We start from the raw sequence: 14,948 nt of genomic DNA on the forward strand, positions 1-14,948 counted from the left end.
GGTTGGGTGTAGAATTTTTAACTATTGCTCAGAATCTAACTACTCAGTTGCATTGGGGGGTTGAGGAGCTTCACCAAAAGGGTTTTTATCTTTCCTGCGGGGAGGAGTATTACTGTCTTGTAAAGACTCGGCAACCATGAGAGAATTAATTTTTTCATAGTCAGGGGGAGACTGGCGATATAACAATTCCATGTCATTACCCGCTTTACGAAAAATTTTCACCTGGTCAACTACAAAACTTTGAAATAGGCGATAAAAGACCAAACTGATAATGGCCACTATTAAGCCAGTAGCGGTACTAATTAAAGATTCACCAATACCAGTAGTGACACCAGCCGTAGATTCGGTTCCTAAATCACCAATGCGAATTGAACGCAAAGATTGGATCAAACCCAAAACCGTACCCAGCAATCCCAACAGAGGAGACAGGGCGATGATAACTTCTAAGAGTTTTTCACCCCGGCGCATCCCGGCTAATTCATCTTCGGCGGTGGACTCCAATGCTAATCGAAAGGTTTCCGGATCACTTTTGTGTAAGCTTAAGGGGGCATAAAGAAAGCGTCCAATGGGTTGATGGCGGGACTTTCTAGCAATATCCGCCGCTACTTCCCAACTATCTTTGGCAGTATTTAATACACGATCCACAATTTGGTTTTCTTGGGTCATAATTCTTAGCCAGAACCACAGACGCTCAAAAATCACAGTTATAGATATAATCGACAGCGCCAGCAAAGGCCACATAGCCGGGCCGCCCTTTTCAAACAAATCTAAAATATCCACTGTTAGGGTTCCCCTTTCGATTTCAACAGCAACTATCCTAAAGCACTTTAATTCTCAAGATTAATGCATAATTACATATTCCTCTACAAAATCTTCCGGCAAATATTTAGCCCAGGAAAATTACTAGCGTCTTCCATACTACCTGGGACGGTTATTCCTACCGGTAATTTATCTGAGAGTTTGTCAAAATTAATTAATAATAACTGGAGGGTAAATACATGAAATTTCCAATCCAATTACTATACGATTGGTATCGTAATTTGCTACGTAATCCTATTTATCGGTGGTGGGTGATTTTAGGGACACTGGTTTATATTCTTAGCCCTATAGATATCTCTCCCGACTTCATACCCATTCTCGGACAAATTGATGACTTTTTACTTCTGTCTATAGTTTTTTCCGAGGTGTCTGGGTTAGTGCTCTCAGGTTGGAAGGCGCGTCAGGGTTCTGAACAACCTAGTACTGAAACTGTTGATGTTGATGCGGTGTCTGTGGATTGAAAAATTTCCACGCCAAGGTACGCAAAGACGGATATTTCTCTGCGACTCCTTGGTGTCAATCTGGATTTAAATATCTTTGACAAATTCTGTTAAGAATCTTAAGGCTTTCAATATATAACTTACACAATCTTGAGGAGAGGTATTATAAAAGCATTGCCAGGCTGAAGCTTTATCTTCATCATAGCGATCGCCTCGTTCGGGATGCTGTTCTAACCATGCTAATCGCACCGCATGGCCAATTAATACATCTAAAACTATATACTCCTCAATTTGTAAGCTGGGATTATTGGCGACAATTGTGGCTAATTCCATCAAGGCTTCAACATTGACTTGGCGGTATTCTGGAGCCTCAATTTTATTGAGTAAATGCTCAACTCTCAGGGCAAAGTTCTTTTCCCCGGCTGTCATTTCTGATAAAATTAACTCACTATCTAAACGATTGCGACGCTCTAGTTTATCGCCAATCACAATTCCTTTACAATGTTTCATTAATCGCCAAACCTGCTGGAAGAAGTCTTTAGGGACTCGGTTTAATGCTCCTTCGCCTTGGCGAAATCTCCGCCAACCACCCGGGGGGACTGTGCTTTGTTCTTTTTCGGTTGTCGGTAGCACTACCCAAGCAATATCGCTTTCTTTTTGCTTGATGTGCAGTGATTCCTGTTGGCGTAATAATTTACTAATACCTGTATAACCTCTTAATACTTGATGCAAGCGCATTTTCACTTCAAAGGGTGACAGTTCCATCAATTGTTCATAGGCTTCATCTTGAGTGACACCCAACTCTTGTGCTAATTCACTGGTAATTAATAAGATCAGATAGCCGACTCTCAGAGTTAGCAAACCTTTAAACAGTTGAGGTTCCGATCGCATTAACACCCCAAGATAGATAATAATTTCTTGTGTGAGGACGCGATCGCGGATATCTTCCCGACAGAAATGATTTATTTTCTCGGTAATTTCTCGGTGGGACATAGGCACTATCATCAGTGATGACTGACTGTAAGCTCTACCCACGGCAATTTGTTTACCTCTGACCAAAATACTCGTGACTGTATCTGATAAGCCAATATCAACCATTTGTCTTAATCCAGCAGCGCGACGTACCACCGCCCAAATACCTAAATTACCGGCTTTGGTGTAGACTTCATCTAGTAAATCACCCACGGTGACATTATGCTGTGGACCCCCAAGACCTGTATCAAAAGTTAATCCCTCCAAGCGAGTTAAAGTTTGTAATAATTCGATTTGTTCATAGATATTTGACGAAGAGCGCAAGGAAGCCAGCAAAAATCCCAAGTTAGTCTCGCACTCCATCTGAAATTCTTGGGTATTTCCTAACCGTCCCCCAGGATGATAAGCCAGATAATAGCAAGGGGGGGCAGCATTTTGCATTGGCAATTGGGAGAAATCTGCATCTGGGAGAAAATCAATCCTTTGCATCCCCGCTGTTAGCATCAGTTGATTGAGTCGTCCCAATTTTACCTTTACACCATTACACACACCATCTTTAAGTTCCTGCATCAGTTCTAATAAAGCCTCAGAACCGATTTCTAACATGCTATGGGTTAACATTAAAGTTAGAGTAGGACGACCTAAATCAATCCAATAATCTCGAATATAAGCGAGTTCACTTCTGATTTGATCCAGTAAAAAATGATAATCAAGGGTTAAATAAAACTGTTGGGAATCTAAAAACGAAGGTAAAAATACAATTGTCTCTCCGTGAATCCGAAAAAATCGAGATGTGTTCAAACTCCGTAACCGCCGCACAGGACGACCTGTTAAACCCAGTTTATCATTACGTCCAATTTGAGTATAAATAGCCGAAAGTTCCTCGGCTTTTCTGACTTGAATTGGTTCTACTTGCTTAGGTGTTTGAGTTTCAATTCCATGGACTTCTAGTTTAGCTTGTAATTCTTCATCCTCAGCTAGTAAGGCGATTTGTACTAAAGCCTCGCGTTTTTTACCTATACATAAATGTCTTCCTAATGGGTCAATATCCCCCACCGCGATTAATCCTTCATCTAATAGTTGACCGAGAAAATATAAACTTTGCGCCCAGACTAAGGGGATGTTTTCATTAGGTAAGCGAGTTTGACTGTGGGGGGTTAATTTTTCCTCTTCTACATTTTCCGCTGGCACATAATACAATTCTGGTAATAAACCCACGCCATCACGTTGAATGAGTAATGACTGCAAACGTTCCTGGTACTCTTTAACTTGCTGACTGTCTCCACGGAACAAACCATCGAGAAATAAGTAAGTAAAAAATAACGGCCACTCGCATTCAATATGCTCAAATTGCTTCAGTTCCCAAGGTTCATAGTGTAAGCGTTGATTATCTTCTAAAACGGTTTGGTGTCCATCCCGTAAGAAGCGTTTGCAGCCATATTTTCCTTGCAGTTTACGAATAATATCATTCAATGTGCGATCGCGTAATTGCACATTTTCTACTGCAAAAGCAGGATAACTAATAATACTTAACAGTGCGCCATCAATTTCTTTAGAAGCTGATTCTCTAGGTAATAAAGATTCTAAGGTAATTCGGGCGCGAGCAATTTCATCTGGTAGGACATGAATAACTGATGCTTCACCACCACGCACACCAAACAAATTTAGACCATTGATAGCTTCTAAAGCAGCCTTAGCCATACCGACAGAACTAGCATTGAGTTCAGCACTACCATGATTAATTTTATTACCTCTTTCCCAAATGCCATAATCTGGTGTGCGGTAAGCGCGCCCAATGTAGTAAACCAGGTTTTGGATAAAATTTACTTCATCAATGGTGTAAATAATTTGCAATCCTGAAGCGGTCATTTGTGCCAGCATCAGTAAAAATATAGATGTAGCATCAAGTTGTAAATGTCCCCATTCATCATCTCCAACCACAATGTCAGCTGTAGCTGTGTTGTATTTGGCGTGTAAGCCATCTAGGAGTGACTGAGTATGTTTAAATTTCTCGACTTTATGGGATTGACGCAACATCGCAAATAGTAGGCCTCGCATCAATTTGGTGACGCTATGCTCTAGTTCATAAGTCCGTCCCTTGTCTTCGTCAGTCTTGCGATATGCCAGTGCTAAACCCCAAACTGCTAAAATGCTGTAAACATTATCTCTTACCCAAGCATCTGTATAATCACCGTGGGCGGTGATGGCTGTACTCGCAGGAAGTAACCCGGTAATTGGATTCTGACGTGCGAGGATGATTGTCTTGATTTGCTGGTAGTAATGTTCGAGTCTTGTTTGCAGTTCGGTGACTGTTTGCATAATCTTAATTTTAGGAAACTCAGGCGTAAGAATATGTGGGGTAAATTGTATGGATCACAGGAGAGCAATTAACCATAGATTGGTCTGTCATGATTGACAGATTTTGGATATAAACCCTCTGGGTTATTGAGGGTATTGGTGAGAAACAAAGGGTACTTTTACTACTTCACCTTCTGTTTCTCCTATCTGGACTTTTAAGCCAATACCACCAGCTTTGCTGCGAATATAACCTAGTCCAAAGTGACCATTGACGGTTGCAGTGTAACTAGTAAGTTTACCGACTTTTTCATCGCCAATGGCGATCGCACTCCCCACTGATGCAGGTGCATTCAGACGTATGCCCCATAGGTGCTGTTTTACACCTTTATATGTATTGAGCCTAGCGATGGTTTCTTGACCGATGTAGCAACCTTTGTTAAAAGAAATTGTTTGCCATAAGCCAACTTCTAGGGGGTTATAATCATCTGTTAGTTCTGCATCGGGGGCTGGTCTTCCTTGTAAAATCCGTAATGTTTCCCAGGCACTATTCGTCAATTCTACCGCCCCTAGTGCTACAATCTGTTGCCATATTTTCTCTTTCTGTGCAGCTGGCATAATAATTGTATATCCCGGTGTAGCCAAGCCACTACCCACGGCAATCATGAGTCCGTTAACTAGTTGATGATTACCATAGGCTTGACCAATAATTGCACCAGCACCCAGCTTTTCTACAATAGTATGACTCTGGGCACCCATGAGGCTCAATGTCGATGTTTCATCTGTGACATCTGTCAATTGCACTTGATCAGCAAAAAAGATATACCGGTCTAACCATTGCATCAGCAACTCCCGACGGCTAGGGGAGGTAAGTAACAGCACTGCATCCTCTAAAATGTATGCAGTTACCAGGTCAATGGTGCGAGCTGTGGATGATACCATCACAGTATCACAGCCCTGGCCTGGCTTGAGGCTGTGAAAATCGTTAGTACTTTGATTGTGTAAAAACCGGATACGGTCATCATCAGAAACTCGTATACGCCCCCAGTAGGAGCGATCGCATACAGCAACCCCTTCTGTTGCGGCTTGAATGGCTGCTGTGTTTTGAGCGTCAGTTACAGATGTTGACATGGTGATGAAGAGTTGCTCTGTTTTACAGTTATGAGGCTTACATTTAATTAGGTTACTACAATTTTTCTCACAAATGCAGCCCTATATACGGGTTCACCTTTGTTTTGAGTCCCTATTTCCCTTTCTGTGGGTACTGGTAAAGGGTTTTGTGTTAACCATTCTTCTGTACCTAGTCGTTCAAAGGCGGGATTTTCAGCAAACAGGTCGCGCATTTGACTGGCGACGAATTCAACATCTGACTGCAAAAACACAACCCCCCCAACGGTCAGATAATCAGCTAATTCAGCCACTAATTCCGGTTGTACTACCCGGCGTTTAGCATGGCGGCTTTTAAACCAAGGGTCGGGAAATTGAATAGTTACACGCTGTAAAGTTCCCGGAGTCAACGAGGATAACAGCGATCGCAATGAGTTATTTACATTGCAAAATAAATAATGGAGATTAGTTAAACCCAACTCACATAGTAACTGGTTCGCCTCCACTACCAAAGGTTCTCGAATTTCCAAACCCAGAAAATTCCAGTTGGTTTCTATCTGCGCCATTTTCAACAAAAATCTGCCCCTAGCGCAGCCAATATCTAGATGTAGTGGTTGGTTTGGCTGTGTATAAACCTTTTCCCATTCTATAGCATTTGCCGGCGTTTGATACTTTCTTGCCAGTGGGTTAACGTGTTGTCGCACTCTGACTACTGCCAAAATTAATACTCCTTTTATTACTTACCAACTTGATTTTAATATTATAAATCTTCTAAATTTGGCATTCTATAGCCTGTCCTTCCCCCCTTACTTTTCACATTATGGGCTTTCCAACTATTAGATAAATCGATAATTATCAGTTTATATTTTAATAATTTGAGCTATTTTAAGGGGTTTCACGAATTACTAAAAATCTTTAATTCTTATTGTTTTATTCAGCTATAGTAAATAATTAATTAACCACAGCTATGATTGTGAACAGATAGGAAAACGTTACAAAAGATCACTTATAACAGGTTTTACCAGCAAGGGTTATACTTTTTATAAAAGAGTTTTTCTATCTAGTTTTTAACATTATCCTCCAAATCAATGGCTTTAAATTTTCGCTTTGCCGTAGTTAGCGACCTACATATTACCCTTCCTCATACTATCTGGGATCATCCTAGCCGATTTCATCTGGTGGAGGTGAGTATCCCTGCTTTTGAAAGCGCAATAGAACACTTAACACAACTTAATATAGATTTCCTCTTGCTTCCCGGAGATTTAACTCAGCACAGTGAACCAGAAAATCATATCTGGTTGCAAGAAAGATTAGAGAAGCTACCTTTTCCCACCTATGTTGTTCCTGGTAATCATGATGTTCCTGTGGTGATGGCCAATGGCCAATCAATTGGGTTTGCTGATTTTCCCCAATATTACCGCAAGTTTGGCTACGAAAATTCCGACCAACTTTACTATACACAGCAACTGTTGCCAGGAGTACGACTAGTTGGACTCAATTCTAACTTTTTTAATGACCAGGGTGAGCAAGTAGGGCGTTTGGATACTCAACAACTGACATGGTTAGAAGAGATACTCACAGCAGCAGGTAATGAATTGGTGCTGGTAATGGTACATCATAATGTGATTGAGCATCTACCGGAACAATCGCGCCATCCTATAGGTAAGCGCTATATGTTGGAAAATTCTGCGCAATTATTGCAAATTCTGCGTAATTATGGCGTTAAATTAGTATTTACAGGACATTTACACATTCAGGATGTTGCTTACTCCCAAGGGGTTTATGATATTACTACTGGTTCCTTAGTGAGTTATCCTCATCCGTACCGGGTTTTCCAGTTTCAACAGGATAACTACGGTAGAGAGTGGTTACAAATTCAATCACACCGGGTAGAAACAGTACCTGATTTCCCCCATCTGCAAAATTTATCACGTCAGTGGATGGGCGATCGCTCTTTCCCCTTCCTGGTGAAGTTATTAACTCAACACCCCTTAAACCTCCCATTGACAGTAGCAGAAAAAATAGCTCCTGATCTGCGGGACTTTTGGGCCAATGTTGCCGATGGAGACGCTTTATTAGACTATCCACAATTTCCCATAGAATTACGTCGCCATCTTCAGACCTATGGTGCAATGACTAGTGGTATTCCGACTCTAATTGATAACCACAGCACTCTCTTGTTAGGGTAGGTTAACTAATCATGGGGCGACAAATTGCAAAAACTGAGGTATAACCATGTACAAATGTATTCCCCCCAACAGGCCCTATTTCCCCATTACAGAAAAAGCCACCTATCGGTATATGATGAATGTAGCGCCTAAATAACTCCGAATCAAAGTTGGATTGGCCATAAAGACCTTGACCACGACCCAGACAGGAGAACATGAAAGCCGCCGCCGGTGGAAAAATTTGTTGCTTTTGATACCCTTCTAAGAGTAATTCTAAGTCTTCAGCGGAGGCTTGGGCATCACGCAGTTGGAATTGTAGGCGTTGACCAGGACGGATGACATCGCCAATGGCGATCGCTCCAGCAGAGGGATCTACCCCCAAGATGCTACGAATTAAAAAATCTCCCTGTTGTAAAGATAGCTTAAACTGGTCCATCACTAGACCCACAAATAGAGAACGCTGTGCCAATATCCGCTCTTCTTCACTCAGGCTAGCAATCAAATCTCGTAAAACCATCAGCGGCACTTTTTGATCTAGTTCCAGAATGATATTACGTTCAGCCTTTGTGACTTGCATCGGCTGGCCGATGGGTCGGCATCCTTGAGCTACAATAGTTTCTAAAACAATATTGCCACTCAAAGCCAAGCCTACCGTTCCCTCACGATACAGGCGTTGATGTATCCCCTCGGCATCATGGCTACAAAATAGAGATATTTGACTACTTCCACCCCCAGAGCTAGCCTGTCCCCCGACTATTACCGAGCCAGGGTAGGCAAAATCTAACCCCTGCAATAAATCATTGATTCTTGAAGAAAAGGCACTAGACAGTAAAATAAAATGGGGGGTAGGTGATGGTTGCACACCAATTAAATCTATCCAAGCATCTGGTGAACTATCCATGTCAGGTAATTCTTCTCCGAGCACATGAAAAACTTCCACATTCACACCTGGTAGATATCCCAAGGTAAGACTAATAGCAGGTTCTCCCTCTAATTCTTGAGGTTCGCCTGTAGCTGTAGTCCCAATTACCCCCAGACCACTACACCCAATCATTACAGGTACGGAAAGTTTTTCAGCCAACAGGGGTAAAACTCGGGAATACTCACTCGCAAAAGCAGACGAAATGAATATCACCCCCAAATCCGCAGGTACTGTTAATGACGACACAGCCTGTTCTACTACATCTGTAATAGCTGCTTCTAAAGAAGGACGGGTTGATAGGGCATTTGCCCACTGCATTTGCTCTGCCATGAATTTTAGGCTGTTTTTTGTTACTATAGTTAGTAGTATTAGTAGTATGTGATTTTTCCCCTACTACATATGTTCAAGTACCATACATTGACACCGGATGATCAGATATTGGTACTTAGGAAACTTATTATACAATATAACAGCGGGATTAATTCTACTCTTGGCTGATATTTACCCGCTGCCATCAGGACTCTTAAAAATGCCTGTCTTTAGTTTACCTTGTTGTTGTTCTTTTAATTTTGTATTGATCATGGATGATTAAGCTAAAATACTTAACGTAACAGGTTAAGTAGTTAGAATGGTGGACGAGCTAACCACAAGACTCCATTCTGCAAGTTTTTATATACTAGGACAAAAACCACACAAAGAGATTTAACTATGAGCGACACCCAAGAAAAAATCCAAGAAAAAATCGAAGTTGAAATACAACAAGCTCGTGCTGTCTGTGATATTTCCGGTGGTAACTCTGCTGAGTGTGCCGCTGCTTGGGATGCAGTGGAAGAACTGCAAGCTGAAGCCTCCCACCAGCGGAACAAGAAGCCAAAAAATTCACTAGAACAGTACTGTGATGATAACCCAGACGCTCTTGAGTGCCGGGTTTACGACGACTAAAAAGTAAAGTTTTATCCGAATAAGCAAGCAACTATATCTACTTACTGTTATCTTGCACCTTGAAGCTAACCCTAGATTAAATAGAAATTAAATAGAAATCCATCTCTTTTAATCATCTGAGGTTTGGGTCAGTATACTATTTATACTAGATTCATATGATACCGAAGGTTAAGATTGGGTTTTCCTGGGGTTGCTAGTTCATAAATCCGGCGCAAGTTCCTTAACTGTGCCGATGATGCTTTGGGCTGATGCAAGATATTAAACTTTAACTTCTCCCAGTTGCTTGTTTTTTTTAACTAGAAATTAAACGTATCCGGTGAATAATTGATTGAAATTTATTATTGCTAACCTCAGAAAAAATTATGAATGAAGTTTGGTTTCGCCAGTATGTCTGGGTTGACTATCGACTGGCATTATTATTTTTAGTATTTATTCCTGTAATTCTACTAATTTGGGCATTTGTACAAAAAGCCGAAGCAATACAGCACCTCTTGACCATTTACTGGCGGGTATCCAGTCTATTAGCCATCACCGTCTATTTAATGATTGGTCAGTACCCAATCAGCTTTATATCTGGGTTCATCGGGCGGATTCTCATTCCTATTTCTCTGTGGTTTTGGCTAGACCTCAATGATGAAATTGATTACCAGCAAAGTAGCCCTTTAAAACTGATTTTTACCTCTTGGCGCTGGGGTGTGACTATTTATTCTATTTTGGGTGCAATTGCTCTTGTGCCTTTTTTAGGGTGTGCTGTCTCGGAAACTGCTATCAAAACTCCCTATTGTCAAGTTTGGTTGGAAGCGCCCTTACTGTTTAAACAATATTTCCATGAGAATAGCACACCTGTGTTTCTAGGTTTTTTGGCTATACTGAGTTTAGTAATCTATGTAGTGTACTTAACCTACTTTGTACTTGTGAAGCTAGGAAAACAAGGACGTTCAGCAGTACAACACTAGTTGAGATGAATAATTGCATTGGTAAACGCTTGGAACAATACACCACCAAACGCCCCCAAGAAGTTCTGCTGGTAACATTGGAAATCGCCAATTATCAAGATCAAGTTGCTATTTTTAAAGGTTTCTCTAGTTCCTTGATGCGCCCAACTGCATTTGACCCGGATGTACAAGTTATCCCGGAGGATGCGGTAATTTTGAATATTGACCGCATCCAAAGCCCTTACAATCCTGAAGCTCCCAATTATATCCAAAAAGGACTTTCTGGGGAAGCTATGGAAGATCTACTGTCAGCAGTTGGTGTGTAATAATCATTTAATCATCATGTCTGTTTCTGGATACACTCTCCCGGTTTTTGCCTGTGCTTCTGCTATGGCGGCTTTACACTGGTTACGCCATGACCAAGCTGTAACATCTGTGTCGGTGGACTTGATTTCACCCGCAGAAATGGCAGAAATACCCATTGAACAGGTAGCAGGTCTATCTGATCATATGGCTTTGGCAATTACCCGCAGCGAACCAGGTGATAATCTGGATTTAACCAGAAATACACCAATTTGGGCCCTGGTGCAATGGCGTGTGGGCGATGGGGAGCCTGTAATTATTCAAGGTGGGGAAGGAATTGGTAAACAGCTAAATGCGGACTATCAGCCGGCGATTTATGCTTATGCTCACAGGTTGCTACAAGAAAATCTCCGGCGGATGCTAGCAGCTGATGAGAAAATCACTGTCAATATTATTCTACCATTCGGGCGATCGCTGGCTGTGCGCACTTCTAATCCTGCTTTTGGTGTGGTGGAAGGTCTTTCGCTGTTGGGGACAACTGGTATTTCTCAACCTTTAAGCACACCAGAGCAATTAACAGCTTTCCGCACTGAGTTAGAACATAAAGCCAGTCGGTTTGAAAATTTGGTATTTTGCATCGGCGAAAATGGTCTAGATTTGGCGCGTCAACTGGGAATCAATCCTGAACAAATGGTAAAAACTGCTAACTGGTTGGGGCCAATGTTAGTAGCAGCAGATGTACTGGGTGTGAAGGAAATCTTGTTATTTGGTTATCACGGAAAACTGATGAAATTGGCTGGGGGGATTTTTCATACTCATCACCAGTTGGCTGATGGCCGTCGGGAAATTTTAGCCGCCCATTGTGCCTTGGTGGGTTTAAATTCCCACGATATACAGTCTGTTTTTGAAAGTCCTACGGCTGAGGCTGCATTAAAATACTTAAGAACCTTGGATACTGTGACGGGTAGTGATTGGGTTAATCAAGTTTATACTGCGATCGCTCAAGCTATTGATACTCGTTCCCAAGCATACATTCAAAGTCATAGTACCAGAGGCGCAGCACCAACACTGTGCGGCTCGGTTCTGTTTGATCGCGATCGGCAAATTCTCATCAAGAGCAAAATCGGTTGCATGTTAATGGAAAAATTGTGTTAGTTTAATATGAATAATCATAAATAATCCCCATAAATATTTTTTTCAGTATCCATCCTTGGATCAGTTATTCTTTTAAAACTATGCCATCAACATTGTCTAGCAAGCGCATTTAACCTTGCGTTTGTTGGGGATCAACTCAACCATTTACCAGCATCAGCAGGGAATGAATGGTTTTCACTTAGGCTATAGAGCGACTGTTTACCTTACATTTACAACTCCCCATGAATACATCGGTGACTCTACCAACCGAACCAGCACCTCAAATAGACAATTTGGGGGGGCTAGATCGTCAAATGATTGTAATTCTCGACTTCGGCTCCCAATATTCTGAACTGATTGCGCGCAGAATCCGCGAGACTCAAGTATACTCGGAAGTTCTATCTTATCGCACAACATCCGAACAATTACGCAAATTAAATCCCAAGGGGATCATTCTCTCTGGTGGACCGGGATCAGTTTATGTGGAACACGCCCCCCATTGCGACCAAGAAATCTGGAATTTAGGTATTCCTGTCCTGGGTGTCTGCTATGGTATGCAGTTGATGGTTAACCAACTCCATGGGGAAGTGGCTAAAGCAGAGCGAGGAGAGTATGGTAAAGCATCATTATATATAGATGACCCCACAGACTTACTGACTAATGTGGAAGATGGTACCACCATGTGGATGAGTCACGGAGATTCAGTGACAAAAATGCCACCAGGGTTTGAAGTGTTGGCACACACAGATAATACACCCTGCGCCGCCATTGCTGACCACGAAAGAAAACTTTATGGTGTCCAGTTCCATCCTGAAGTAGTACATTCTCTGGGGGGACTGGCCTTAATTCGTAACTTTGTCTATCATATCTGCGATTGCGAACCCACATGGACTACAGAGGCTTTTGTAGAAGAAGCAATTCGGGAAATTCGCGCCAGAGTAGGTGATAAGCGGGTACTGTTAGCCTTGTCTGGGGGTGTGGATTCTTCTACCCTGGCCTTTTTGTTGTATAAAGCTATTGGGGAACAATTGACCTGTGTGTTTATTGACCAAGGCTTTATGCGTAAGTTGGAGCCGGAACGGTTACTCAAACTATTTAAAGAACAGTTTCATATTCCTGTAGAATATGTTAGTGCTCGCGAGCGCTTTTTGTCGATGATTGCCGGGGTAACAGACCCAGAAGAAAAGCGCCGGCGTATTGGACATGAATTTATCCAGGTATTTGAAGAAACATCTAAACGCCTGGGACATTTTGACTATTTAGCCCAGGGTACTCTGTATCCAGATGTGATCGAGTCCGCTGATACTAACGTAGACCCCCAAACAGGGGAACGAGTAGCAGTAAAAATTAAGAGTCATCACAACGTTGGTGGTTTACCCAAAGACCTGCGGTTTAAACTGGTGGAACCATTGCGGAAACTGTTTAAAGATGAAGTCCGTAAAGTTGGGCGTTCGATTGGCTTACCAGAAGAAATTGTACAACGCCAACCTTTCCCCGGTCCTGGTTTAGCAATTCGCATTTTAGGGGAAGTCACCCCCGAACGGTTGAATATTCTCCGTGATGCTGATTTGGTTGTGCGTCAAGAAATTAACAAGCGTGGTTTATACCATGATGTTTGGCAAGCATTTGCTGTGTTACTACCAATTCGCAGTGTAGGCGTAATGGGGGATAAACGCACTTATGCTTATCCTATTGTTCTGCGTATTGTCACGAGTGAAGATGGTATGACGGCTGACTGGGCGCGGATACCTTACGATGTCTTGGAAGAAATTTCTAATCGCATTGTTAATGAGGTGAAGGGGGTTAACCGTGTGGTTTATGATATTACTTCTAAGCCCCCTGGAACTATAGAGTGGGAATGATGTCGGGTTAATTTCCACCAGAGATGGACACAGATCAACACACATAGGTCTGTGTCCTCATCTGGTTTTCAATTTCCTGTAGCATCAGCCACCATGCTCCAGGGGGTCTATAGTCATAACATCCTGGTCGGAATTCCGTCAACCACCAACTGACTAAGATTGAAATTTAGCCTGTTTAATTGTGCATTTAAAAAAGTCAAAGTAACGTTCTGTACCAAACCACCAACCGACATTGACCTGAGAAGGAATGGTAAAACCACCAAAAGTTTGATCTGCGTGACATTTACCGCCAAAGGGAATATAGCGCCATTTGCGATTGTTTGTATGATTTCCCCAACGGGGTGAAGAAATTTCTAAAACTTTGCCATCAGTATCAATGACTAGGGTGAGGGTGACGGGTTCATCATTTATCTTCAGTCTGGCTTCAATGGTGTCATCAGAAATTTCTCGCCACTCTACGCCCTGCTGGGGTAACAAGGCGGATGGTAACCAGACAAATTCCTGTACTAAGCGCCCAATGCTAGAACGAAGAGTATTGTGATCATGTACGTTGATAATTGGGATTAATCCCCAGAGTCCAAATTGCACTCGCCCTAAACCATTAATCATGTAATAATCAGCACCATCAAGCTTTAATAATTTACCACCGATGATGGCTTTCCACACAAATCCTTGTGAGGTGATAAGTTCTTGACAACGCATGGAAAGCCAAGATTTATCCCGTCCCAATCTCAAGCGCCCCTGCATCTTTAATTGATTAGCATGAGCTAAGGGTGTCCCTGGAGCAATAGCGTGTAGAAAGTAACGCTGTACAGTGGGTGGCAATCCAGTAATCATGTCTTCACTGAAGTATTCCTGTGTCGGGGAGGCTTGTGAAGAACACAGGGAACACAATCGCCACATTTGATTGACCTGGCGATTAGTTCTGATTTTGAGGATGATCAGACTCAAAAATGCGATCGCCAACAGTATAACAATGCCAATGAGAATCTTGATAGACATAAAAACACACCTGATAAATATAAATTAAATAACATATAAATGTGTGT

13 protein-coding genes are annotated in these 14,948 nt (G+C 42.0%); 7 read left to right on the forward strand and 6 right to left on the reverse strand.

What is annotated here, in order from left to right; translation table 11 throughout:
- Positions 1-39: 39 nt before the first annotated feature.
- Positions 40-780, reverse strand: coding sequence for a MotA/TolQ/ExbB proton channel family protein (locus NWP22_RS07480; protein ID WP_271732732.1), 741 nt, complete (start codon positions 778-780; stop codon positions 40-42).
- Positions 781-998: 218 nt separating this feature from the next.
- On the opposite strand from NWP22_RS07480, the gene NWP22_RS07485 reads away from it, so the two are divergent.
- A complete protein-coding gene (locus NWP22_RS07485; protein WP_271732734.1) occupies positions 999-1,280 on the forward strand; it encodes a YkvA family protein in 282 nt (93 codons plus the stop codon).
- 66 nt (positions 1,281-1,346) lie between these two features.
- On the opposite strand, the gene NWP22_RS07490 is transcribed toward NWP22_RS07485, so the two are convergent.
- The 3 genes from NWP22_RS07490 to trmB all read right to left on the reverse strand — a co-directional run bounded on the left by NWP22_RS07490 (position 1,347) and on the right by trmB (position 6,352).
- Entirely contained in the window at positions 1,347-4,550 is a 3,204-nt protein-coding gene (locus tag NWP22_RS07490; RefSeq protein ID WP_271732735.1) for a glycoside hydrolase family 15 protein, read from the reverse strand.
- 123 nt (positions 4,551-4,673) lie between these two features.
- Positions 4,674-5,657 carry a CAF17-like 4Fe-4S cluster assembly/insertion protein YgfZ gene (ygfZ, locus tag NWP22_RS07495; RefSeq protein ID WP_271732737.1) on the reverse strand — a complete coding sequence of 328 codons (984 nt, stop codon included), beginning with the start codon at positions 5,655-5,657 and terminating at the stop codon, positions 4,674-4,676.
- A 47-nt stretch (positions 5,658-5,704) separates the two neighbouring features.
- Positions 5,705-6,352: a tRNA (guanosine(46)-N7)-methyltransferase TrmB gene (trmB, locus tag NWP22_RS07500; RefSeq protein WP_271732739.1), complete on the reverse strand. Its 648-nt coding sequence runs from the start codon at positions 6,350-6,352 to the stop codon at positions 5,705-5,707.
- Between the two features lie 369 nt (positions 6,353-6,721).
- Here trmB and NWP22_RS07505 point away from each other — a divergent pair, with 369 nt between their 5' ends.
- A complete protein-coding gene (locus tag NWP22_RS07505; protein ID WP_271732740.1) occupies positions 6,722-7,822 on the forward strand; it encodes a metallophosphoesterase family protein in 1,101 nt (366 codons plus the stop codon).
- Between the two features lies 1 nt (position 7,823).
- Here the strand turns inward: NWP22_RS07505 and NWP22_RS07510 are convergent, their stop codons facing one another.
- Positions 7,824-9,053 (reverse strand): FIST signal transduction protein, encoded by a 1,230-nt coding sequence (locus NWP22_RS07510; protein ID WP_271732742.1) that lies wholly within the window; start codon positions 9,051-9,053, stop codon positions 7,824-7,826.
- Between the two features lie 378 nt (positions 9,054-9,431).
- Between NWP22_RS07510 and NWP22_RS07515 the strand changes: the two genes are divergently transcribed.
- The 5 genes from NWP22_RS07515 to guaA all read left to right on the forward strand — a co-directional run bounded on the left by NWP22_RS07515 (position 9,432) and on the right by guaA (position 13,899).
- Positions 9,432-9,665 (forward strand): Calvin cycle protein CP12, encoded by a 234-nt coding sequence (locus tag NWP22_RS07515; protein WP_271732744.1) that lies wholly within the window; start codon positions 9,432-9,434, stop codon positions 9,663-9,665.
- Between the two features lie 362 nt (positions 9,666-10,027).
- The gene (locus NWP22_RS07520; RefSeq protein ID WP_271732745.1) at positions 10,028-10,621 is read left to right on the forward strand and encodes a DUF3177 family protein; all 594 of its coding nucleotides are present in this window, start codon (positions 10,028-10,030) and stop codon (positions 10,619-10,621) included.
- 5 nt (positions 10,622-10,626) lie between these two features.
- Positions 10,627-10,926, forward strand: coding sequence for a DUF7734 family protein (locus NWP22_RS07525; RefSeq protein WP_271732746.1), 300 nt, complete (start codon positions 10,627-10,629; stop codon positions 10,924-10,926).
- Between the two features lie 16 nt (positions 10,927-10,942).
- Positions 10,943-12,058, forward strand: coding sequence for a cobalt-precorrin-5B (C(1))-methyltransferase CbiD (gene cbiD, locus NWP22_RS07530; RefSeq protein WP_271732747.1), 1,116 nt, complete (start codon positions 10,943-10,945; stop codon positions 12,056-12,058).
- A gap of 221 nt (positions 12,059-12,279) precedes the next feature.
- A complete protein-coding gene (gene guaA / locus NWP22_RS07535; protein ID WP_271732749.1) occupies positions 12,280-13,899 on the forward strand; it encodes a glutamine-hydrolyzing GMP synthase in 1,620 nt (539 codons plus the stop codon).
- Positions 13,900-14,052: 153 nt separating this feature from the next.
- Here the strand turns inward: guaA and NWP22_RS07540 are convergent, their stop codons facing one another.
- Positions 14,053-14,901 carry a DUF6920 family protein gene (locus NWP22_RS07540; RefSeq protein WP_271732751.1) on the reverse strand — a complete coding sequence of 283 codons (849 nt, stop codon included), beginning with the start codon at positions 14,899-14,901 and terminating at the stop codon, positions 14,053-14,055.
- Between the last annotated feature and the right edge of the window lie 47 nt (positions 14,902-14,948).

This window comes from Anabaenopsis tanganyikae CS-531 (assembly GCF_029891675.1).
Taxonomy (GTDB): domain Bacteria; phylum Cyanobacteriota; class Cyanobacteriia; order Cyanobacteriales; family Nostocaceae; genus Anabaenopsis; species Anabaenopsis arnoldii.

Bases quoted from the DNA above. Each gene is read 5' to 3' on its own strand.
- NWP22_RS07485 (WP_271732734.1), top strand. From the start codon at position 999: ATGAAATTTCCAATCCAATTACTATACGATTGGTATCGTAATTTGCTA.
- NWP22_RS07490 (WP_271732735.1), bottom strand. From the start codon at position 4,550: ATGCAAACAGTCACCGAACTGCAAACAAGACTCGAACATTACTACCAG.
- ygfZ (WP_271732737.1), bottom strand. From the start codon at position 5,657: ATGTCAACATCTGTAACTGACGCTCAAAACACAGCAGCCATTCAAGCC.
- NWP22_RS07505 (WP_271732740.1), top strand. From the start codon at position 6,722: ATGGCTTTAAATTTTCGCTTTGCCGTAGTTAGCGACCTACATATTACC.
- NWP22_RS07510 (WP_271732742.1), bottom strand. From the start codon at position 9,053: ATGGCAGAGCAAATGCAGTGGGCAAATGCCCTATCAACCCGTCCTTCT.
- NWP22_RS07515 (WP_271732744.1), top strand. From the start codon at position 9,432: ATGAGCGACACCCAAGAAAAAATCCAAGAAAAAATCGAAGTTGAAATA.
- NWP22_RS07520 (WP_271732745.1), top strand. From the start codon at position 10,028: ATGAATGAAGTTTGGTTTCGCCAGTATGTCTGGGTTGACTATCGACTG.
- NWP22_RS07525 (WP_271732746.1), top strand. From the start codon at position 10,627: ATGAATAATTGCATTGGTAAACGCTTGGAACAATACACCACCAAACGC.
- cbiD (WP_271732747.1), top strand. From the start codon at position 10,943: ATGTCTGTTTCTGGATACACTCTCCCGGTTTTTGCCTGTGCTTCTGCT.
- guaA (WP_271732749.1), top strand. From the start codon at position 12,280: ATGAATACATCGGTGACTCTACCAACCGAACCAGCACCTCAAATAGAC.
- NWP22_RS07540 (WP_271732751.1), bottom strand. From the start codon at position 14,901: ATGTCTATCAAGATTCTCATTGGCATTGTTATACTGTTGGCGATCGCA.